This window comes from Arcicella rigui, assembly GCF_034929435.1.
GTDB lineage: Bacteria > Bacteroidota > Bacteroidia > Cytophagales > Spirosomataceae > Arcicella > Arcicella rigui.
Map to the genome: position 1 here is coordinate 70,130 of NZ_JAYFUM010000020.1, position 22,483 is coordinate 92,612.

General features: G+C 37.1%; 19 protein-coding genes. 9 read left to right on the forward strand and 10 right to left on the reverse strand.

The window, feature by feature from the left end; translation table 11 throughout:
• Nucleotides 1–15: 15 nt before the first annotated feature.
• The 6 genes from VB248_RS16370 to cobA form a co-directional block, all read right to left on the reverse strand.
• On the reverse strand, nt 16–873 hold the full coding sequence (locus VB248_RS16370) for an ABC transporter ATP-binding protein (RefSeq protein ID WP_323297880.1): 858 nt from the start codon (nt 871–873) through the stop codon (nt 16–18).
• 45 nt (nt 874–918) lie between these two features.
• The gene (gene ntrB, locus VB248_RS16375; RefSeq protein WP_323297881.1) at nt 919–1,707 is read right to left on the reverse strand and encodes a nitrate ABC transporter permease; all 789 of its coding nucleotides are present in this window, start codon (nt 1,705–1,707) and stop codon (nt 919–921) included.
• A 64-nt stretch (nt 1,708–1,771) separates the two neighbouring features.
• Nucleotides 1,772–2,977 carry a CmpA/NrtA family ABC transporter substrate-binding protein gene (locus VB248_RS16380; protein ID WP_323297882.1) on the reverse strand — a complete coding sequence of 402 codons (1,206 nt, stop codon included), beginning with the start codon at nt 2,975–2,977 and terminating at the stop codon, nt 1,772–1,774.
• A gap of 282 nt (nt 2,978–3,259) precedes the next feature.
• On the reverse strand, nt 3,260–4,879 hold the full coding sequence (locus VB248_RS16385; protein ID WP_323297883.1) for an alginate export family protein: 1,620 nt from the start codon (nt 4,877–4,879) through the stop codon (nt 3,260–3,262).
• 231 nt (nt 4,880–5,110) lie between these two features.
• Nucleotides 5,111–6,406: an MFS transporter gene (locus VB248_RS16390; RefSeq protein WP_323297884.1), complete on the reverse strand. Its 1,296-nt coding sequence runs from the start codon at nt 6,404–6,406 to the stop codon at nt 5,111–5,113.
• Nucleotides 6,407–6,567: 161 nt separating this feature from the next.
• On the reverse strand, nt 6,568–7,335 hold the full coding sequence (gene cobA / locus VB248_RS16395) for a uroporphyrinogen-III C-methyltransferase (RefSeq protein WP_323297885.1): 768 nt from the start codon (nt 7,333–7,335) through the stop codon (nt 6,568–6,570).
• Nucleotides 7,336–7,731: 396 nt separating this feature from the next.
• Here cobA and nirB point away from each other — a divergent pair, with 396 nt between their 5' ends.
• The 4 genes from nirB to VB248_RS16415 all read left to right on the forward strand — a co-directional run bounded on the left by nirB (nt 7,732) and on the right by VB248_RS16415 (nt 13,030).
• Complete coding sequence (gene nirB / locus VB248_RS16400) at nt 7,732–10,236, forward strand: nitrite reductase large subunit NirB (protein ID WP_323297886.1); 2,505 nt, start codon at nt 7,732–7,734, stop codon at nt 10,234–10,236.
• A gap of 28 nt (nt 10,237–10,264) precedes the next feature.
• On the forward strand, nt 10,265–10,612 hold the full coding sequence (gene nirD, locus VB248_RS16405; RefSeq protein WP_323297887.1) for a nitrite reductase small subunit NirD: 348 nt from the start codon (nt 10,265–10,267) through the stop codon (nt 10,610–10,612).
• A 162-nt stretch (nt 10,613–10,774) separates the two neighbouring features.
• The gene (locus VB248_RS16410; RefSeq protein WP_323297888.1) at nt 10,775–12,253 is read left to right on the forward strand and encodes an ATP-binding protein; all 1,479 of its coding nucleotides are present in this window, start codon (nt 10,775–10,777) and stop codon (nt 12,251–12,253) included.
• Between the two features lie 132 nt (nt 12,254–12,385).
• A complete protein-coding gene (locus VB248_RS16415) occupies nt 12,386–13,030 on the forward strand; it encodes a response regulator transcription factor (RefSeq protein ID WP_323297889.1) in 645 nt (214 codons plus the stop codon).
• Here VB248_RS16415 and VB248_RS16420 read toward each other — a convergent pair whose 3' ends face one another.
• From VB248_RS16420 to VB248_RS16435, 4 genes are all read right to left on the reverse strand, one after another.
• Nucleotides 13,031–13,735: a DNA alkylation repair protein gene (locus VB248_RS16420; RefSeq protein ID WP_323297890.1), complete on the reverse strand. Its 705-nt coding sequence runs from the start codon at nt 13,733–13,735 to the stop codon at nt 13,031–13,033.
• Between the two features lie 95 nt (nt 13,736–13,830).
• On the reverse strand, nt 13,831–15,201 hold the full coding sequence (locus VB248_RS16425; protein WP_323297891.1) for a DEAD/DEAH box helicase: 1,371 nt from the start codon (nt 15,199–15,201) through the stop codon (nt 13,831–13,833).
• Nucleotides 15,202–15,347: 146 nt separating this feature from the next.
• Complete coding sequence (locus tag VB248_RS16430; RefSeq protein WP_323297892.1) at nt 15,348–16,343, reverse strand: hypothetical protein; 996 nt, start codon at nt 16,341–16,343, stop codon at nt 15,348–15,350.
• Between the two features lie 36 nt (nt 16,344–16,379).
• Complete coding sequence (locus VB248_RS16435) at nt 16,380–17,048, reverse strand: hypothetical protein (protein ID WP_323297893.1); 669 nt, start codon at nt 17,046–17,048, stop codon at nt 16,380–16,382.
• 590 nt (nt 17,049–17,638) lie between these two features.
• On the opposite strand from VB248_RS16435, the gene VB248_RS16440 reads away from it, so the two are divergent.
• From VB248_RS16440 to VB248_RS16460, 5 genes are all read left to right on the forward strand, one after another.
• Nucleotides 17,639–18,040: a hypothetical protein gene (locus tag VB248_RS16440; RefSeq protein ID WP_323297894.1), complete on the forward strand. Its 402-nt coding sequence runs from the start codon at nt 17,639–17,641 to the stop codon at nt 18,038–18,040.
• 243 nt (nt 18,041–18,283) lie between these two features.
• Nucleotides 18,284–18,922 carry a hypothetical protein gene (locus VB248_RS16445; RefSeq protein WP_323297895.1) on the forward strand — a complete coding sequence of 213 codons (639 nt, stop codon included), beginning with the start codon at nt 18,284–18,286 and terminating at the stop codon, nt 18,920–18,922.
• A 175-nt stretch (nt 18,923–19,097) separates the two neighbouring features.
• Nucleotides 19,098–19,928, forward strand: a complete 831-nt coding sequence (kduI, locus tag VB248_RS16450; RefSeq protein WP_323297897.1) for a 5-dehydro-4-deoxy-D-glucuronate isomerase — start codon at nt 19,098–19,100, stop codon at nt 19,926–19,928.
• Nucleotides 19,929–19,970: 42 nt separating this feature from the next.
• Nucleotides 19,971–21,143, forward strand: a complete 1,173-nt coding sequence (locus VB248_RS16455) for a glycoside hydrolase family 88 protein (protein WP_323297898.1) — start codon at nt 19,971–19,973, stop codon at nt 21,141–21,143.
• A 6-nt stretch (nt 21,144–21,149) separates the two neighbouring features.
• Nucleotides 21,150–22,391: a DUF2264 domain-containing protein gene (locus VB248_RS16460; RefSeq protein ID WP_323297899.1), complete on the forward strand. Its 1,242-nt coding sequence runs from the start codon at nt 21,150–21,152 to the stop codon at nt 22,389–22,391.
• The last annotated feature ends 92 nt before the right edge of the window (nt 22,392–22,483 follow it).

The window sequence follows — 22,483 nt, forward strand, 5'->3', positions numbered from 1 at the left end:
TCGGGATTTTTGTTATTAATCTTCAATTGAGAATTTATCGAATAATAAACTCAATAATTCATCGTGTACTCTAATATATTCAGGGTCGTGGGTAATATCTTTTTTGTTTCTTGGGCGTGGCAATTTAATATCCACAATTTTCTTGATGGTTGCGGCTGGGCCGTTGTTCATCACGACTACTTTATCTGCTAAGAAAATGGCTTCTTCAATGTCGTGCGTTACCATTACGATGGTTTTGTTACGATTATCCAAATTCCAAAGTTTCAACAATTCAATGTGCATCGAACCTTTTGTAAGTGCATCCAAAGCTCCGAAAGGTTCGTCTAACAAAAGAATACTTGGATTGATAGCAAAAGCACGAGCGATAGCCACACGTTGTTTCATTCCGCCAGATAATTGCCCTGGCAATTTATCTTTGTGGGGTGTTAGGTTCACCATTTGAATATAATGGTCAACAACGGCGTGTTTTTCTGCTGAAGTTTTGTCTTTCAAAACAGAATCTACGGCTTCGTAAATATTCTTATAGACTGACATCCAAGGTAATAAAGAATAATTTTGGAAAACGATACCTCTGTCTGGCCCCGGATCTTTTACTACGTTTCCGTTGGCAATTACTTCACCCGACGAAGGCGTCACCATGCCCGAAATCGTATTCATTAGCGTAGATTTTCCACAACCTGAGTGACCAATCAAAGCTACAATTTCTCCTTTTTTAACTTCTAAACTAATGTCTTTTACAGCCGTAAAAGTACCTTTTGAGCCTTTGAAAGAAACCGTTACATTTTTAATGTCGATAGAATTTTCTCGGCTATTTATCTTGTGGAAATCACTTGCTGAGTCAACAAGTTGATTTGGATTTACGATATTATTCATAGGAAATAATGATTAAAATGCTGGAATGAATACAGATTATGCTGTTTATTTTTTCTCCCAAGAGAAAGCATTTTGTAAAGCATTGAAGGCTTTGTCGAACAACAAACCAACTGTTCCGATAATCAGAATAGCGACTAAAATTCTTTCCAAAGAAAGTCCGTTCCAGCTATCCCACACAAAAAAACCGATACCTACACCACCCGAAAGCATTTCGCCTGCAACAATGACCACCCAAGCAATACCGATTGACAAACGTAAACCTGTAATAATATGCGGAAGTGCGAAAGGCAACATGATTTTGGTTAAATACTTCCATTTAGAAAAACCGAAAGCTTTGCCTACATTTTTATGGTCGTCGGGAATACTTGATACGCCAAAGGCTGTGTTAATCACGGTTGGCCATAAAGAAGTAATGGCGATGATAAAAATGGTTGCTCCGTCAGAAGCTTTGAAAGCCAACAAACCTAATGGAAACCAAGCCAAAGGCGAAACTGGACGAAGGATTTGCACGATTGGGTTTAATAATTTCATCCCAATTTGGGTTGAACCCATTAATAATCCCATCGGAATAGCGATTAAACTTCCTAATGCAAAACCCGTTGATACTCTTCCTAATGAGCTTAATAATTGAATGCCAATTCCTTTGTCGTTGGGGCCATAGTCATAAAATGGGTCGGCAACGAGTTCTTTAAAAACAATCCAAGTAGAAGCAGGATTAGGAATTTCGGCTTTTGTAATGACAGAAATTAAGTGCCACAAACCAAGTAAGATTGCCATGCTGGCTAAAAAATAAGCAACATTGGTAGCGATTTCTTTGATTGAAATTGATTTCATAATCTTGGTGTCGGTTATCACTTATTGGCTGGCATAGTTGCCAACCAATAAGTGCTGACAGACTTTATTTTTTAGTTGCTTTTAAGTAATCGTCGATATTAGCTGGGTCGAAAACAACATCATAAGTAGTTTTGAAAGGCTTCATATCCGCCTGAACTGGAACGTTCATTTCTTTAGCTACTTCTGCAAACAAATCATCAAGAATCAATTTTTCGGTAATGGCTTTATAGTTTGGTTCGGCTTTTAAATATCCAAAACGAACATACTGAGCTAAAAACCACATGGCATGAACTTTACGAGGAGTATTCACCACACCGTTATTATAGAAAGTCATGTAATCTCCTTTGTACTTCTGCACGCCTAAATCGCAACCTAAATCACTTGAACCCAACAAACGAGCTTCAATTACTTGTAATGGTGCGTTTACATAATAGGGTTTTGTAAGCCAGCTTGCCGCTTTTTTACGATTCCCCATGTTATCCAACCATTTACAAGCTTCGATAATGGCTTTCATTACATTTTTCAAATCTTCTTTTTCTTCTGCCGCAAATTTTGAATTTACTACCAAAGCTTTTTCTGGGTGATGCTGCCAAATATCTTGTGAAGCAATGTGTGTAAAACCAACATTTTGTGCTGCTGCTACGCCATTCCAAGGTTCGCCAACGCTGAAACCTTCCATGTTATCCACACGCATATTGGCTACCATTTGTGGCGGTGGAATAGTAATAATTCCGACTGATTTTTGGTTTACACCTGCGGCTGCTAACCAGTTTCTCAACCAAATGTCATGCGTTCCGCCGGGGAAAGTCATGGCAAAAGTTACTTCTTTTCTGGTTTTTACATCTTTGATAGCTGCTGCTACTTTGCCCATTTCTTTGTAACCAACCAAGCCACAGAAATCTTTTGAAAGGGTAATGGCTTGTCCGTTATTGTTCAAAACCATCGCAATTTTCATTTCTGAACCTGCTTTTCCTCCAACGCCTGTATAAACAGAAAGTGGCATCGAAAACAAACAATGAGCTCCGTCTAATTCACCATTCAATACTTTATCACGAATATTTGCCCAAGAGGCTTCTTTTGAAAGTTCTACATCAACACCATATTTGGCGAAAAGACCTAATTCTTTTGCAGCCACCAATGGAGCACAGTCGGTAAGTGGAATAAATCCTAATTTAATTTTTCTTGGTGGATTAATTCTGAAAGCTGATACAGCCGTAAAGAGTACTAATAAACACAGTACAGTAAATGATTTTTTTAACAGAGTTTGCATAATATTTTTGTTTAAGTATTTAGAAACACTCCCGTTTCGACCCCCATCGAAACGAAGCTTTATTTATTTAGTGAGTTGTGATTGAGTGAATTAGTGATTGTTAATAACTCAGCACTCATTTCTACGAAAGTTTAATTCTATTTCGGATTTGTGATTTCTGATTTCGGAAATTGGATAAAATGAACTTAGCTTCAATAAAGTCGTAATACCTAAACCAGTACTCACAAATCACTAATTCACTCATTCACAATTCACTCAATCACAATTCACTAAATCACTAAATTATTTTATCGCTACTGGTTTTGTATAAAAGAAATCTGGACGAATATTAATCATTGCATAAAACCAAGTACCTGTTTTGTTAAAATTGGCGGCTGCAACATCGGTAGTAGCTTGTCCTTTCGCAAACGGCATATTGGCGGTTGCCATCATTACAGAATAACCCAGTTCCAGATTGGTGAATTTGTTCATATTATAATTTAATGTGAAATCAATTTCATTGCCCAAATCTTTACCTACCAATGTTCCATCGCCTTTCGTTGTTGCTTTATTTAAAGCAAATGTGTGGAAATCAGCTCCAACTGTTAAAACGTTTGTGGTATATTTTGCCTTGAAGTAACCATTATTTAATCCGCCTGCTGGTGAATTTGTTCCTACATAAAAGTAGTCCATATATCCCCAGTGCTTGTGTGGTGTTCCATAAAGTGGGTCAAAACGATTATTTTTTCCCGAAGAACCTTTGTAATTATTAGTAGCACTCGAACCGTCATTGCCAGAAAGTACATCATAACCCAAAGTAAATGCCCATCTACTTTTTTGATAAGTAGCCGCCAAAGTATAGTGATAAGCGTCCATGTCGTTGCCTTCACGGTCTTTGCCAGTTTGTCCGTAATACGCTCCTTGTAAAGCGATTTTTCCAAAACCTGAAGCATTTCCAATCGTATGGTTTATCATTAATCCATACGTTGTGCGACTGCGAGATTGACCATAATCAAAAACGTCGGTAGCTCCTGCACTTACGAACCTTCTACCATACACGTAACCCGTTGAAGCGTTACCGACAGAGTCTAAACGATAAGCACTGAAATCATCTTGAAAGAACAATCCAGAGAATTTTGTCTGGTTGAATTTTCTACTGATGTAAACACTTTTGAATGATTTATAATCTTGAGAAGCACCATTGGTCGATGGAGGATTTATCCATGCTAAAGCTCCACCTGTTTTTACAGAGTTTGCTCCGATAGCTCCGCCAACGGTTAAAGGAATGATTCCTGCTGGTGTTGGTACTAAAACACCTGTTGAAGTTCTTGTCGTTGGACTCAAATTGGCAGGTACATAACTTGTATTAGTGATGCCGAAAGCGTCTGAGTTTTGGTTGTAAGCCAAACCAATATCAAACTGCCAACCATGATGAACGCCTTTTAAAAGAACCATATCATGTCGGCGAGCTTGTTGTAACCAATCAAGATTACCGATTAAACGAACATCATCATAAATCAATTCTTGACGACCAATTTTGATACTTAATAAATCAACAGCTTTGAATTTAATCGTTGTATCAGCTTTATTCGCCAAGGTTACTTCTGCCCAGCCTTCGTGAAGCATCAATTTCGCTCCGTCGGCATTTGAAATAGAAGAAGCATCTTGTCCCCAAACACGCACATCTTGGATAGCCGCACCAAAAGTTACTCTATCCCATTTATAACCAAAATTTAATCTTGTTCTTTGAGAAGTAAAAGCCGCTGATTTAGAATCATTTGGCACTAAATTCCCCAAACCGTTTCGTACTTCAGTACGAGTTCTCATTTGTCCTTGTAATGTGAATTGAGCTTTTCCTGAAAATTGGGTAGAAATACCCAACAATAAGCCCAAAGCAAGTTTAGAAATGTAATTTTTTTTCATACTTTTGTGATTGATTGTGAAAAATTTTAACAGAGTTTACGCAATTTCGCCCGAACCGAGACCCCCATCTCGTTCGGGTTTTTCTTTTGTGATGAGGTAGAAACCTCAAAACAGAATAATAGCCACATCGTAATTAGTTAATAGCTCATTATTTCAAAAAACGTTTTCTCGAATATTTCGAGGAAGTGTTTGCAAGTTCATTTACTTGCAAACTGGTCAATTTAAAGAGATTTATGCTACTTCTAAAACAGGTTCTACTACAATACTTTCTTGTTTATCGAACTTAATGAGAGCCGTAATGCCCCCAATCACAGCCACAACAATTCCGATATACATAAATGCCTGAGCATAACTGATACTTTCTGATTTGAATAAAAAGCCTGCTAATACGCCACCTAAATTTCCACCTGCTCCAACAATTCCTGCTACCGAGCCTACATTTTTAGCATCTACAAAAGGCACAATGGCATAAGTAGCACCATTTGCCATTTTCAAAAACATGGCAAAACCCAGCATAGCAATCACAGCGAAGACTATCGAACCTGTTTGTGCAAAAAGCATGATTCCAATGCCTTCAAAAGCTAATAAACCAGCCAGTAACCAACCTTTTCCTCTCATACCATAAACATTTCCTACTTTATCGGCAACAATTCCGCCGATGGCTCTGGCAAAAAGATTCATAAAACCAAACGCTCCTGCCAACAGTCCTGCGGTTTTTAAATCACAAGAGAAATTTTCTGTGAAATAAAGTGCGGCAACATTATCAAAAGTAATTTCTATGCCGAAACAAGCTCCGTAAGCCAAAAACAAAATCCAAGTACGATAATCAGAGGCAGCCGACATAAATGAACCTTTTTGAACAGCTTCTCTTTTGATATTGACATAATTACCAGCAGGAGTATCTTTCGTGAATTTATAATATACAAATGCCATGATTAATAAAATCACTCCGGGAATCACCATCGCTAATCTCCAAGCATCGTGATTGGCATAACCAGCCCCGACAAAACCTGCAAAAATCACTGGCATCAACATATTTGTTACGCCTCCGCCTAAATTTCCCCAACCACCTGCTACTGCATTGGCAGTTCCTTTGATTTTGGGTGCAAACATGGCAGAAGTATGATACTGCGTAATAACAAAAGATGCTCCGATAACGCTAATCGCTAATCTGAATAATAAAAATGTTTCGTAACTATTGGCTAAACCTATCGTCATCACGGGAATTGAACCAATTGCCAACAACCAAGTATAAGTAAGTCTTGGCCCTAAAGTATCACACAAACGACCGATAATCAAGCGAGCAAAGATTGTAGCCGACACTGAGGCGATAATGATATTACCAATTTGTGCTTTGCTTAAACCTAAATCATCCTTTACAATTTTCATCAAAGGTGCAATGCCAAACCAACCAAAAAAACAGAAAAAGAAGGTTATCCAAGTAATATGGAATGTTTGCATTTGGATTCCTTTGAAGGAAAATACTTTCAATACATCAAGCGGTTTATTGGTACTGATGTTTTTCATAACGTTTTTGAAAAAGGAGAAACCACAAAAATTCATTTCTCCGATAATAAAATCTGTCGCCCCCACGATAGACTTTTTTCAACGGCGTTGAAGGGAAAAAATTTACTAATATCTATGAGCGGATGAAGAAACCCGCCATACTTATTGTGCTTGCCCAAAGTTTATAGCCTACTGCTTACAGCTATTTCTTCACTAAATTTTTCGATGAATGAAGGATGTAAACTCACTACTTCACCGATAACGATAACAGCAGGATTTGAAATTTGCTGTTCTTTTACTGTTTGAATCATCGTAGAAACTGTTCCAATCGCAAAGTTTACATTTTTACGAGTGCCGTTTTGAATCACTGCCATTGGCGTTTCGCTTTTTCCGTGCGAAGCAAATACTTCACAAATTTGAGCCAACTTACTCATGCCCATCAAAATCACGACTGTTGCTGAAGACTGAGCCGCCAAAGCTATATCGTTTGATAGCGTTCCTGCTTTGGTTGTTCCCGTAATCACCCAGAAACTTTCTGCAAAACCTCTGGTCGTTACTGGAATGCCTATCGAAGCTGGTGCTGCAATCGCAGAAGTTACACCTGATACTACTTCGCATTCGATATTAAAATTCCGAGCGTATTCAATTTCTTCAAAACCTCTTCCAAACACAAATGGGTCGCCTCCTTTTAATCTTACCACATGACCATACTCTAAAGCTAAGGCTACTATTTTCTGATTAATTTCTTCTTGTGTATAAACGTATTTGCCCAAACGTTTCCCTACATAAATGCGTAAAGCATTGGGTTTGGCAAATGCTAATAATTCTTCATTGGCAAGTGCATCATATAAAACCACATCCGCCGACTTTATGGCACGTATTCCTTTCATCGTCACCAAGTCTATATCACCTGGGCCAGCACCAATTAAAGTTAATCTTGGAATATTCATATTTTAGTGTTTTATACTTTGTTATACTTGGTAATAAATACTTAGTTTTAATTCCGATACAAACATGGTGCATAATTGTTAAAAATCAAAATATTTGTTTAAAAATTTATTTATTTTGGTAAAAAAATTGTAAAATCATAAAAAATAGGTTTAAATTTGAATGTAAAATGAGCATTTTTACGCATTTATTATAAAAACAGGTTTATAATTATAGTACAATATCCGATAGTTATATTTTTTATAAAAATAGTTATAAATACTCATTTTTACATTTTATACAGAATTACCTTATCCAATTTTATAATAAATACTTAATACCAATTAAGTCGATAAAAACTAAGACATTCTGTATAAGTATTAATCATCAAAAATGTTAATCGTAATCTTGTATCATTTATGAAAAAGAAAATTGTCGTAGTGGGGAACGGCATGGTCGGTTATAAGTTTTGTGAAAAACTTATCTCAAAAGATGTGTCTAAAAGTTTTGATTTGGTCGTTTTTGGCGAAGAATCTCGCCCTGCTTACGACCGAGTACATTTGTCGGAGTACTTCGCAGGAAAAACCGCAGAAGACCTGACGATGGCACCAAGTAGTTGGTACAAAGAAAATGGCATTACTCTTTACCTTTCCGACCCAGTGGTTGACATCAACAGAGAGGAAAAAACGGTGCGTTCGCACCACGGAATCGTAGAAAATTACGATTATTTGGTATTAGCCACAGGTTCAGCCGCATTTGTTCCGCCGATTCCGGGCGTTGAAAAAGACGGTGTATTTGTATATAGAACCATCGAAGATTTAGATTTGATGCAGTCGCACGCCAAAAAAGCTAAAAAAGGAGCTGTAATTGGTGGTGGTTTATTAGGTTTAGAAGCGGCTAAAGCTCTATTAGATTTAGGATTAGAAGAAACGCACGTTATCGAATTTGCTCCGAGATTAATGCCCAGACAAATTGATGAAGCAGGTTCAAAAACACTTCAATCGAAATTAGAAGCCTTGGGACTACAAATCCACTTAAGTAAAAACACTCAAGAAATCATTGGAAATGGTGTAATCGAAAGTATGAAGTTTGCTGATGGCTCTGTCCTTGAGGTTGATATGTTGGTGATTTCGGCAGGAATTAAACCACGTGACGAAGTTGCTAAAATTGCAGGCTTGGAAGTGGGTACTCGTGGCGGAATTATTGTAAACGATAAACTTCAAACTTCAGACCCCAACATTTTTGCGATTGGCGAATGTGCTTTGGCTCATCAGATGATTTATGGTTTGGTAGCACCGGGCTATGAAATGGCAGAAGTAGTGGCTACTTCAATCGTTGGGGGAGAAAAGGAGTTTAAGCCTTTTGATATGTCAACCAAATTAAAATTAATTGGTATCGACGTAGCCAGTTTCGGGGATGCTTTTATTCAAGAACCCAATGCACAAACGATTGTATTTGAAAATACCGCAAAAGGAATTTATAAACGCATTAATATTTCAAACGATGGCAAGTGTTTATTAGGAGGTGTTTTGGTCGGCGATGCAGAACAATATAATATGCTTTTGCAAAATACTAAAAACAAAGTACTTCTACCTGCCGACCCCGAAGATTTGATGCTGGGTGCAAGAGGCGGAGCAGAACAGGCAAGTTCGGGTGTGATGGCTTTGCCAGATGAAGCTCTAATTTGTTCATGCGAAGCCGTAACTAAAGGAAGTATTTGCCATGAAATCATCGAAAATAAAGTAACTACGCTTGATGGCATCAAGAAATGCACAAAAGCGGGTACTGGTTGTGGCGGTTGTGTGCCAATGGTGAAAGATTTGATTAATGAAACCATGAAATCACAAGGTGTTTTTGTAAGAAATATTCTTTGCGAACACTTCGATTATACTCGTCAGGAATTATTTGATTTAGTGAAAATCAAAGGCTACAAAACTTATGATGACGTTCTGGATCATTTAGGCAAGGGTGACGGCTGCGAAGTTTGTAAACCTGCTGTGGCGTCTATCATTGCCAGTTTATGGAACGAAATGATTTTGGAGAAAAATGCTACCGTTCAAGATTCTAACGACCGCTTTTTGGCAAATATTCAAAAAAATGGTACTTACTCGGTAGTTCCAAGAATTCCGGGCGGAGAAATTACGCCTGAAAAACTCATTGTTATAGGACAAGTTGCTCAAAAATATAATCTCTATACAAAAATCACAGGCGGACAAAGAATTGATTTATTCGGGGCTCACGTTAGCGACTTACCAGATATTTGGGAAGAATTGGTAAACGCAGGTTTCGAGTCGGGTCATGCTTATGGTAAATCACTAAGAACCGTAAAATCTTGCGTAGGCTCTACTTGGTGTCGTTTTGGTGTGCAAGATGCCGTTTCATTTGCCATTGAAGTAGAAGAGCGTTACCGTGGTTTACGTTCTCCACACAAATTAAAGTCAGCAGTTTCGGGCTGTACTCGTGAATGTGCCGAAGCTCAATCAAAAGATTTCGGAATTATTGCTACTGAAAAAGGCTGGAATTTGTACGTCTGCGGAAATGGAGGCGTAAAACCTCGTCATGCTGAATTATTAGCAACAGATATTGATTCTGAAACTTGCTTGAAGTACATCGACCGTTTCTTGATGTTTTATATCAAAACTGCCGAACCGCTTACTCGTACAGCTCCGTGGTTAGATAAAATGGAAGGTGGCATCAATTATTTAAAATCAGTCATTATCGACGATGCACTTGGTATGAATGCTCAGTTCGAGCAGGAAATGCAATTTTTGGTTGAAGCCTACAAATGCGAATGGAAAGAAGTGGTGACCAATCCAGAACTCCGCAAGCGTTTCACTCACTTTGTGAATGCTCCGAAAATGAAAGACCCTTATGCCAAGTTTGAACCCATGCGTGAGCAAATCAAAGCCGCAGAATGGAAGTAAAATAATTCACTCAATCACAATTACGACAATGATAGCAGAACAAACCATCACTTGGCACGTAGCGTGCAGTGTTGAAGATATTCCAGAAAACGGCGGAGCTTGTGCCTTAATCGAAAACGAGCAAATTGCCATTTATAATTTTACTCGCAGAGGCGAATGGTACGCCACTCAAAACCTATGTCCGCATCGCCAACAAATGGCTTTGTCGAGAGGGATGATTGGCTCAACTGGCATTGAAAACGAACCCAAAGTTGCTTGCCCATTTCACAAAAAAACCTTTTCGCTGAAATCGGGCGAGTGCTTATCTGGCGATGAATACAGTATCAAAACCTATCTTGTAAAGGTTGAAAACGGACAAGTATTTATTGGTATGTAAAAACACAGTTTGCGAAAAGACTCATTTAAAATTGCTTAAATGAGTCTTTTGCAAAAGAAGAGAACATGATTTTTTAAAGAAAAATTTATAACAATTTCATAATCAGTAAATTACTTGAAAACTATAAATGATATTTTCGGAAAGTTTGGTATATTTCAAGTTATGAAGCCACTTGATAGTCAAATCTTTCACAGACTAACTCGCCTCTATGTGATAGCCCTCACGATGGTGGCGTTTTTGTCTATGTCTGGGCAAATCATTATTCAAGTTTTTTTAAACTCTTTGCTTGATGATTCACACGTCGTAAATATTGCAGGACGCCAGCGAATGCTCAGTCAAAGACTTTCAAAAACGGCTATTTTACTTTGCCGACAAGATATTTTTCAGGCAGATGCCGAGCATTATTCACAGGATATTCAAGAAATTATTGCTTTATGGAAAGCAAGCCACGAAGGTTTGAAAAACAAAAACCTGACAACCGATGGCAAAATTTATACCGTAAGAAACAGTGCAAAAATAGATAGTATGTTTCGTGAAATAGACCCTATTTTTCAAACAATATTATCAAATGCTAAGTTAATCAGCCAACATATCAATAAACCTACTCCCAATCAAGAAGAAATTTTACAAAAGTCGCTCCATGAAATATTGGTAAATGAAAGGTTGTTTTTGAAAATGATGAACCAAATCGTTTTTCAATATGATTTAGAATCAAGAGCGAGAGTACACACCACAAAAAGTATTGAATTGATTCTGTTTGTGGTACTTTTTATCATATTAATTATTGAAGGTTTGGTCATTTTCAGACCAATCGCCAATTATATCAGGCTGGTAATTAAAAAATTAACAGATTCTGAAAGTGAACTTCGCCAAACAAACGAAACCTTATTACAAACCCAGCAAGCATTAGTACAAGCTACTGAAGAGAAGTTTAAATTACAGTTAGCAGAAGAAAAAGTTCGTTCTGCTTCTTTGATGGAAGGGCAGGAAATGGAACGCAAACGTTTGGCTCGTGAATTGCACGATGGTATCGGGCAAATGCTTACGGGCTTGCGACTGCACAGTGAAAAAGTAAAAAGCTTTGCTTTTGCCAATCCAAAACAAGACAAATCTTTTGAAGAGTTACAAAAACTCATTCAAGAAACCATCGAGGCTACTCGTACAGTAGCTTTCAATTTAGCACCATCTGTATTAAGTGATTTTGGTGTTACGCCAGCTATCAGAATTTTAACCGAACAAGTAAGTAAAATTTCAGGCATTAGCATTGAATTTGTAGAGAAGAAAATTCCACGCCTCCCCGAAACCGTTGAGGTATGTTTATATAGAATTACCCAAGAAGCTATCCACAATGCAGTAAAGTACGCTGAACCTGAATTATTGAAAGTAGAACTTTGGGAAAAAGAAGGATTCATTCATTTAAGTATTGCAGATAATGGAAAAGGTTTTGATTTAGCGAGTATCAAAAAAACCTTAGGAGGGAGCGGCTTAAAAAATATGCAGACACGAGCCGAATTATTGAATGGTTCATGTAAAATACAGTCTAAAACAGGGAAAGGTACGAAAGTACTTGTCCAAATTCCAATTATATCAAACAACAAACTAATTAATAGGAGAAAAAAATCAGCAGAGACAGTATCTTAAAATTATACTTGAATATTACAATTTTTATTAATATATTGATTGTTTATTGTAGTTTTATGTACAGCAGTTGATGAGTTTTTTAAGATTTACATTTAAAAACACTCTCCATTTTTTATAAACTTTATAATAAGTATGAACCCAATTACTGTATTATTAGCAGATGACCACGACGTAGTTAGAAAAGGCATGAAGATGCTCTTGGAAGACGAAGAAAGCGTGCTTGTAATCGGAGAAGCTTCCGATGGATTGGATGCAATCGAAAAAGTAAAAGCCCTATCACCCAATGTTGTTATTTTAGATTTAACCATGCCTAAAATGACAGGAATTGAAGCTGCAAAAATTATTTCTGAAGAATATCCTGATGTTCAGATTCTGATATTTTCGATGCACAACAACCGTGAATACATTATTAATTCAGTTGAAAATGGAGCAAGCGGTTATTTATTGAAAGATACTGGCAAAGAAGAACTCATGCGTGCCATTAATGTAGTTTCGGAAGGAAGAAAGTATTTTCCACCAGAAATTTCAGAAGTAATTATCGACGAACTTCTTTCTAAAACTTCTGGAAATCAGCCTGATACAAGCAGACCCATTTTTCAGAAAATCACGCCAAAAGAAAAACAAATCCTTGAACATATCGTACAAGGCTACAACAGCCGAGAAATCGCTGATAAATTATTCTTGAGTATTCGTACCGTTGATAACCACCGTGCGAACATGATGAAGAAAACAAAAGCAAAAAATACTGCTGATTTAGTAAAAATGGCAATCGGTTAATTAGCGTTTTAAATAAGATAAACGTTTACTTTCTTCCATTTTCTCAATCGCATAACGAAGCATCGTTCTGGGCATTTTTGAAAGATTTTCTTCTAAAAATTCTTCCAACGCTAACTCATCTCGTTTACCAATTTCTCTTAACATCCATCCGCACGCTTTGTGCATCAAATCGTGCGGATGATTAAGAAAATACTCCGAAAGTTTGAAACAGTCTAAAAACTGACCTTTCCGAATAAAAGTCATCGTAGAAACTACGGCAATGCGTTCAGACCACAAATGTTTGCTTGCTGCTAAATCATACAGTACTTGTCTGTCTTTATCCAATAAAAATTCTCCCAAAATTTTGTAACAAGAACAATCTACTAAATCCCAATTATTGATTTTTGAGACATTGCTCAAATAAAAATCAACCATTTCGCTTCTTTCTTCTTCTGATTTGGTCTTTTGGAATTTTTCTACCAAAATCATCAAACCCGTAAACCGAAACTCATGGATTTCGTCATTGACTAACACTTGAATCTCGTCGATACTGATTTTTTCCCAGTATTCTTTTACCAAAGTTCTTACTTGTGGATTGCTAAGACCAATAAAAATATCACCTTCGCCATACTGTCCTTTCCCAGTTTTGAAAAACCGAGCTGTTTGTATTGCTCTTTCAGGATTAGCGAGGTTTAGAAGTGCTTGTTTGAGCTTTGCTAACATCATATAGAAATGCGGAATGAGGAATTTTGAGCGAGGAGTCGTCTTTGTATTTCAAATTTAAAAACTCCTCATTCAACATTCCAAACGCTAAATTCAATTTATCTTCTTCCTTTACGAGGGTCTTCTCGTTTGGCTTTTCCAAAAGTTTTTTTACGAGCATCCTTTCCTGCCGAAATATGCTGTTTTTTATTCTTTACTTCTTTTTCTTTGGCTTTTACTTTACGGTCTTTTTTCTCGTGGAAAGCTCCTTTAAAATCTGGGTCTTCACGTTTTTTCTGTTCGTCGATTTCACGCAACATAATTTGTTTTTCAACAAATGGCGTTTGTAATACTTCTAATTCTTCTGGAAGTGGCTCACGAGGAATTGGCATTTTGATAATTTTCTCAATTTTGCCGATATGATACTCCTCCGCTTCGGTCATAAAAGTAATAGCTTCGCCTTTGTTGTTGGCACGACCAGTACGCCCGATTCTGTGAACATAATCTTCGTAAATCAAAGGCACGTCAAAATTAATTACGTGGCTTACCATTTGAATATCAATCCCACGAGCGGCAACATCTGTCGCTACCAATACTTGGATATTTCCTTCTTTGAAATCTTCCATCGAATTGATTCTGGTATTTTGCCCCTTATTGGCGTGAATTACCCGAATCTTGTTTTCGCCTACTACTTTTCTCCCTAAATATTTAAAAATATTATCAGCGATTTCTTTGCTTCTACAAAAAATAATCGTTCTGTTAAAGGTTTCGTGGTCACGCATCAACATTCCCAAAAGGTTAATTTTGGTCATGAAATTGGGTACTTCAAACAAACGTTGCTTTACCATATCCGCCGTTGTGGCTTGCGGACTTACTTCTACTTTATGCGGAAACTCCAAAAATTCATGCGAAAGGTTTTCTACTCTTGGCGGAAATGTAGCCGAGAAAAGTAAGTTTTGTCTCTTTTTTGAAGGAATTACTTCTAAAATACTTCTGATTTGAGGCATAAAGCCCATATCCATCATTTTATCGGCTTCGTCGAGGACTAAAGTTCTTAGTTCTTTTACGCCAATTTCTCCTTTAGAATACAAATCCAAAAATCTACCCGGCGTAGCAATAATAATATCAACGCCAGCTTGTAAAGCTTCAATTTGAGTTTTTGGACCTAAACCACCGTACAAAGCCACGTGACGAATATCAGTGTATTTGGCTAATTGTTTTACGGCTTCATCAATTTGCATCACCAATTCACGAGTAGGAGCGAGGATGAGTACACGCATCATTTTGCCTTGTGCGTATTTTACTTTCATCAGAATTGGTAGTAAATAGGCAGCGGTTTTTCCTGTACCTGTTTGGGCAATGCCCAACACATCGTGTCCGCCCATAACTAATGGAATGGCTTGCTCTTGAATAGGCGTAGGTGACTGATAGCCAGCTTCTTCGATGGCATTATATAATTGGCGATTGAGTTGAAAATCTTCGAATGTCATAATTTATAATCGTTACCTGTTCTCAGATTTTTATCCATAAATTTCCTGAAAACATTGACAAAGGTACGAAAATAAAGTTTATCACTTGTGAGAAGAGGAATTGTAACCCAAAGATTTACTTTGAGTTACAATTGCAAGAAGGATTTTTAATCTAATAATCCTTTATAAGAAGAGTCTTTTGAAGGATTTACTTTTTTGGTTTCGTTGGGTGCGTCTAAAGTAATCAAGTTGAATTCGCCTTTGTTATAAGCATCCAACATCGACTGCCCTTTGTCGGTCAAAATACCATTTTGAATATCCACTGAATTGATAAAATCCATCGAATAATCCATCGCACGTTTCATTTCGCCCAATTTCTTACTCATATCTTCTTGAATATATTCCATTGATTCATCGAAGTAGAATTTTTTATCAGGGTTTCCTTTGAAAATACTTATCGCTGTCTTCAAGGCATTCGAGCTACTTTTTACGATTTCGTATTCGGCTTCTTTCAGTTTTACTTTGATTTCAGTTTCCTTAATAATATAATCTGCCGAAGACTGTACTTTTTCCATAAAACCCAAAATGGTTGTCATGTTGCGTTGGAGTGGCAAAAGTTTCTCGTTCATTTCTTGTAAACCTGCGGCTTCGATACTTGCCAATGAAGCGGCTTCTTTCATACCAGGTTTATCGGGCATACTGTTGGCTTTGTTGGCTTCGGCAAATTTGGCTTTGATATTTTCGTTGTTTTCGCCGATTTTCTTGTTCAGTTTCACCAATTGCCCAGCCAAAATATCAATCTGTTTCGACATCTGTTCACGTTTTTCACGCAAATCAGAAATATAGATTTTCATAATGGCAATCGGGTCAAGCTGAATCACTAAGCCTGTAATGTTTCGCATCATCATTTTAAATAAAAAGAAAAATGCTGTACGAACGTCTTTACTGGTTATCAAGAAAACGAAAAGCCCCAAAACCGCTAAAAGTCCCCCGAGATACAAAGTATTTGAGGTTACTTTTATCAAAAACTCAATTACAAAATTGAGGTAATACAAACCGAACGCTCCGACTGCTCCTAAAAAAAGCATTGCCGTCATACCTTCTGGCTTAGACCAAAAGGATTTTGTAGGTTGATTTCCACCTATTTGTGATAAATCTGTCATGGTTTTAATCTTTTAAATGTTTGATTTAGAAAATGTTTATTTCAAGTACTTCACAATCTTGTCGATGTCGCCTTTTATTTGCTCTACAAAAGTGAGATGTGTGGTTTCATAATTACTTTTATTGATGGTAATTTTTCCACTTTGCTCGGCAATACTGTCCGTCAGTTGATTGATTTTATTTTTATTTTCATCAATTCTGCGTTGAAGTTCAACGATTTGCTTGGCGATACTTTCGTTTTCGTCTTCTGTTTTTTTCAGTTCATTTTTCAAACCGCCTACTTTTTGCGTAACGGCGGCTTCTACGTCTTTCAGAAAAGCTTGGCGGTCGTTATCCAAAATACCAATGTATTGGTTGGCGGTATTCGTCAGTACTTGTACATCCGTAATGCCACCCATTGCTTTAAAACTTGCCCAAGCCGCTTGAAATTGTTTTTCTTCCGAAAGCCCTAAACCCGACAAACTTTTTAAAGCCTGCATAAATTCAAAATAATCTGGGCCTTTGAGGTTTGAGTTTTCAAGTAATTGCACAAAATGGTCGATAAACTTTTTGTCCATTACTCCTTTATCTATGTTTTTAGGAGGAATCGCCTCCGCTACAATTGTTGGGGCTGGCGTTGGAGTACTGATATTGGCGGGTTGTGCCGTTTCTTCAGTAATAAAAAAACTCAATAATTTTCTACCGATACTTTTTTCTTCTGCTGCCATTGGAATGAGGTTAGTTCAAATGTTAATATTTTCTTTAAATGAACGATACAATATTAATCAGCCTTTCAAGTATTTATAGTGGTAGAAGTAAGAGTGGTAACAGGACTTGATAATGCTATAAAAAAATATGATAATTTTTTTTATCTCGTGCAACATTAGCGAACTGGCTTGCATCTTATGTTTGAAATTCGCCAAAAACATCAGCGAAACCATTCATCCATACTAAAGCATCCGCTTAAACCAAAAATCAAATGAAAATCAAGCAGAATTACCATTCAAAAAGCTAAATGACCGATTATGGTATTTTGTATTGCAAGGTACTGGCTTTTACCCATAACTTTGACACAGAAATCAAGAACAAAAAACAATTAATAACCTCTGAACAATTATTAAAACGTTAAAAACCGAACAGTAACTGTAACAAAAACGAACACCTATTAGAGTAACCTTAAAACATAAGTATCTACAAATCAATAATTTATATTTTTTGGCACACAAATTTCAATAATTATATTACAAAACCAACAGAGTAATCTCTAAACAATTTATTTCATAATCAAAAAATTTAATTTCTAAACAGTTTAAAAAAAATGAAAACTTTAGTTAAAACTTTCGCAATTGCAGTATTATCAGTGATGTCATTCGTTTCTAACGCATCTGACAACAACGAACCAACAGGTAGCATCAAAAAACCGTTTGCTGTGGGAATGTACCAAACAGCTAACACGCTACAAATGAATGTATTGATTGAAAAAACAACGAACAAAGATTTGTACGTATCGTTGAAAGATGAAGCTGGAAATGTATTACACAAAGAAAGAGTGGGTAAAAAAGGAACGGTATATCACGGTAAGTTTGACTTGAGCGAATTGCAAGATGGAAAGTATAGCTTTGAAATAACAGACGGTGAAACAAAAGTAGTTAAGAACGTAAACATTGGTACTACAAAACCAGAACCCGTAATTAACGACCGTTTTATCTCGATGAACTAATTATTGGTTTAACCTCTGAACAAGCTTAATTGTAATTTCTCTGAATCTAACTATGAAAATAAAGCCGTGCTACGATAGTCTCGTGGTACGGTTTTTTGTTTAAAAAGCCCCTGAAACATTAACATATCATTAACACGATGCTCTAAAATAGCGATTTTGATTCCTGCGTTTTATAGTTGTATTCATCAAGGAATAAATTATCCGAAACCTCGAAAATACATTCACCATTAAAACATCCACTCCATGAATCGTACATTATTTAGTTTATTATTAATTGCTTTAGGATTAGGAACAACCGTAGCAAAAGCACAAGACCGTAATTATTCAAACAGAGGATACCAAAACGGCGATAGAAATTATCAACAAAATGATAATTATTCTGATAGAAATAATCGTAATGACGACTATTCAGATAGAAACAACCGAAATAATAATTACAATGACCGAGACAATAGAAATGATGATTTTTTCGCTCGTTGTGATAATAATCGTTATGGTCGTTATGATTTTGATGCCCGAAATCCATTCGATACTCGTAGCCCAAATTACGACCCTCGCAATCCGTTCGACCCACGCCCAGTGTACGACCCGTACCGTCATAGCCGTTGGAATGAAATTGATTTTCGTAGTAATGCCGACCCATTTGATTTTTGCGAAAATAGGAGAGTATGGGCAAGCCGTTTTTTCCCATTAGACCCAAGTAACCCTTATGATATTCGCAACCGATATATGAACCAGTGGAATAATAATTCTTATGCCTATGGACGAGGTTCTTATGGTAGAGATTATGGTAGAAGAAGACAAGCTCCGGCCGTAATTATTGTTCCAGTACCTGCTCCAAGAGGCTACGGACACGACCACTATCACAGAAGAAATTGGTAATAAGCTTTGTATAAACAAAAAACGACCAGCTTACAGGTAATTTATTACTTATAAGCTGGTCGTTTTTTTTATTTCTCTAAAAAAAATTATGGAAAAGGTTCTAAACCAGTATAAAAGTGAAAGTGGTGGCTTTTATTTCTAATAATGGGGTTCAACTTTACTTAATACATAGCGTATGCAAATTTATCAAGCAATCAGCCAGCGAGAGGCACAGACTTTTACAACAGCACAATTAAGAGAAAACTTTTTGATTGAAACTGTTTTCAAAAATAATGAGATTCACTTTGTTTATACTCATTACGACAGAGTAGTTTTAGGCGGAGCATTTCCGATTGATTCAACGCTAACCTTAGGTACTTATGATAATTTAAAATCTGAGTATTTCCTCGAACGTCGTGAAATTGGTATCATCAATGTCGGTGGCGAAGGTACTATTTCAGCAGATGGCGAAAGCTTTAGTTTATCGAAATTAGATGCTCTTTATATTGGCAAAGGCGTAAAAGAAGTAACTTTTAGTAGCACAGATGCCAATAATCCTGCACTGTTTTTCTTGTTATCAGCTCCAGCTCATCACACTTATCCTACTCGTAAAATGACGAAAGAAGAAGCTTCTCCAGTTTCTTTGGGTACAGTTGAAACAGCCAACGAGCGAACTATCTATAAATACATTCATCGTGACGGAATCCAAAGTTGCCAAGTTGTAATGGGATTGACGGTTTTAAAAACAGGAAGTGTTTGGAATACGATGCCAGCACACGTTCATGACCGCAGAATGGAAGCCTACTTATACTTTGATTTGAACGCTGAACATAGAGTATTTCACTTGATGGGACAACCACAGGAGACTCGTCATTTAGTAGTTGCTAATCATCAAGCTATTTTATCGCCACCGTGGTCGATTCACTCGGGGGCAGGAACAACCAATTATGCCTTTATTTGGGCAATGGCAGGCGAAAACCTCGACTTTACGGATATGGATTTTGCCAAAATTGCTGAACTCAAATAAAGCGTTTACCTTATTTAGAACAAATACAATTCCTCAATAACTATGAAAAAAATCTTATTAGCGTTATTACTTTCTGGCACAGTCAGTGTTTTTGGTCAATCAAAAATTGATGTAAAAAAAGAGTTTGATTTTGCTGCCAAACAATATGAAGGAATGCTGAAATCGCATCCTGATTATACCAAAACACCACAATCTACTAATCCCGACGGTTCGCCAAGAGATATGCCTACTGAATGGTGGTGCAGCGGATTTTTTGGTGGTTCACTTTGGTACATTTTTGAGGAAACCAAAAATCCTTTTTGGAAAGAAGCCGCTCATAATTGGACAATGGCTGTAAAAAAGGAACAATACAATACGGGTACTCACGACTTGGGTTTTATGTTGTACTGTCCTTTCGGAAATGGCTATCGACTTACTAAAAATCCTGAATATAAAGATATTATGCTTACAGGGGCGAAGTCTTTAACGACTCGCTTTGACCCTAAAGTAGGTTTAATCAAATCTTGGAACAAATTGCATCAATACAATTACCCTGTAATTATTGATAACATGATGAACCTTGAGTTTTTATTTTGGGCGGCCAAAACATCAGGCAATCAAGAGTTTTATAAGGTTTGTATTTCGCACGCAGATAGTACTTTGAAAAATCATTTCCGTGCTGACGGAAGTAGCTATCATGTAATTTGCTACGATGAAAAAGGGCAACCTTTGGCAAAAATCACTCATCAAGGTTATGCCGATGCTTCGGCTTGGGCAAGAGGACAAGCTTGGGGTTTGTATGGTTATACAGTGATGTATCGTGAAACCAAGCAAAAAAAGTACTTGGAACAAGCTCAAAAAATTGCAGATTTCTATTTGAGCAACCCAAATTTGCCTGCTGATAAAGTTCCTTACTGGGACTTCAACGCACCGAACATTCCTAACGAAGAGCGTGACGCTTCGGCGGCTGCCATTACTTCTTCTGCTTTATTAGAACTTTCTACTTATTCTGGTAAAAAAGGAGCAAAGTATTTCAATTCTGCCGTAAAAATGCTGGAAAGTCTTTCAAGTCCTGCTTACAAAGCTAATTTAGGCGAAAACAATCACTTTATTTTGAAACATAGTGTAGGTGGAAAACCGATGAAATCTGAAATAGACGTACCTTTAGTGTATGCCGACTATTATTATTTAGAAGCATTATTGAGGTATCAATCTTTGACAAAAAAGAAAAAGTAAAAGACAATGTTCAGAAGAAATTTTCTAAAAGGTTTTGGACTTTCTTTGTTTGCTCCTACGGTAGTGCAGGCAAAGAGTACTCCAGAAAATACGTTTACAAATCTTGAGAATACCAGAGAATTTTGGGTGAATTATCTCCAAAAACTCTCAGAACCCATTTTGACTCATCTCGCCAAAGATGAGCTCAAAAGTAAAATGCCCATCGAAGGCACAAAAGTTGGGATGGAAACTCATGCTTTTTGTAATACTTTAGAAGGTTTCGGAAGATTAATCACTGGCATTTCCCCGTGGTTGCAGTCCGACGGTGGAAATGCCTTTGAAAAAAACCTTCGAGAAAAGTACCTAAAACTTACTTTAGAAGGTTTGTCTAATGCCGTAAACCCAAAAGCAAAAGACTATATGCCGTGGGATGTTCCCTCACAACCTTTAGTTGATGCCGCATTTTTGGCTTTAGGATTAATCCGTTGTCCAAAAATTTGGGAGAAAGCAGATGCTCAATTACGCCAAAATATCATTCAAGCCTTCAAATTATCTCGCAAAATCAAACCCGGTTTTAATAATTGGTTACTTTTTTCGGGCATGATTGAAGCCTTTTTCTTGAGTATTGGCGAAGAGTACGATAAAATGCGTTTGGATTATGCCATTCGCCAACATGAACAGTGGTATAAAGGCGACGGAGCTTTTGGCGACGGCCCAGAATTTCATTGGGACTATTACAACTCTATTGTTATCCAACCTTTCCTTTTTGAAATTTTAAGAATTACAGTTCCCAAACATTCAGAATACAAGCATTTTCAACAAAATACTGAAAAAATATTTCGCCGTTATGCCATCATTCAAGAAAGAATGATTCATAGCGATGGCAGTTTCACAGCCTACGGACGTTCGTTGGGCTATCGTGCTGGCTGTTTTCATCACTTAGCCAATACTGCTTTTCAAACTTCTTTACCTCAAGAACTAAGCTACGGACAAGTAAGGGAAGCCCTAACGGCAGTCATGCGAAAAACGACAGAACATAAAGATACTTTCGATAAAAACGGCTGGCTTCGCCCCGGTTTATATGGTTTTCAACCAAGTATTCTTGAGGATTACTTGGCTACTGGAAGCTCTTATTTATGTTCGGCGGTACTTCTTCCCTTGGGTCTTTCAGAAACGCATGAATTTTGGACAAGTCCTGCACAGGCTTGGACATCGCAAAAAATCTGGCGTGGAGACGTCGTTAGCCCCGACCACGCCATTCACTTTTAGGTTCAGTTCCATATAAAGTAAGACAGTATATTTTCAATAAAAATTTATCTTTATTGAATAGTAGCGTTCGCTATTGATGATATATTTCTTTC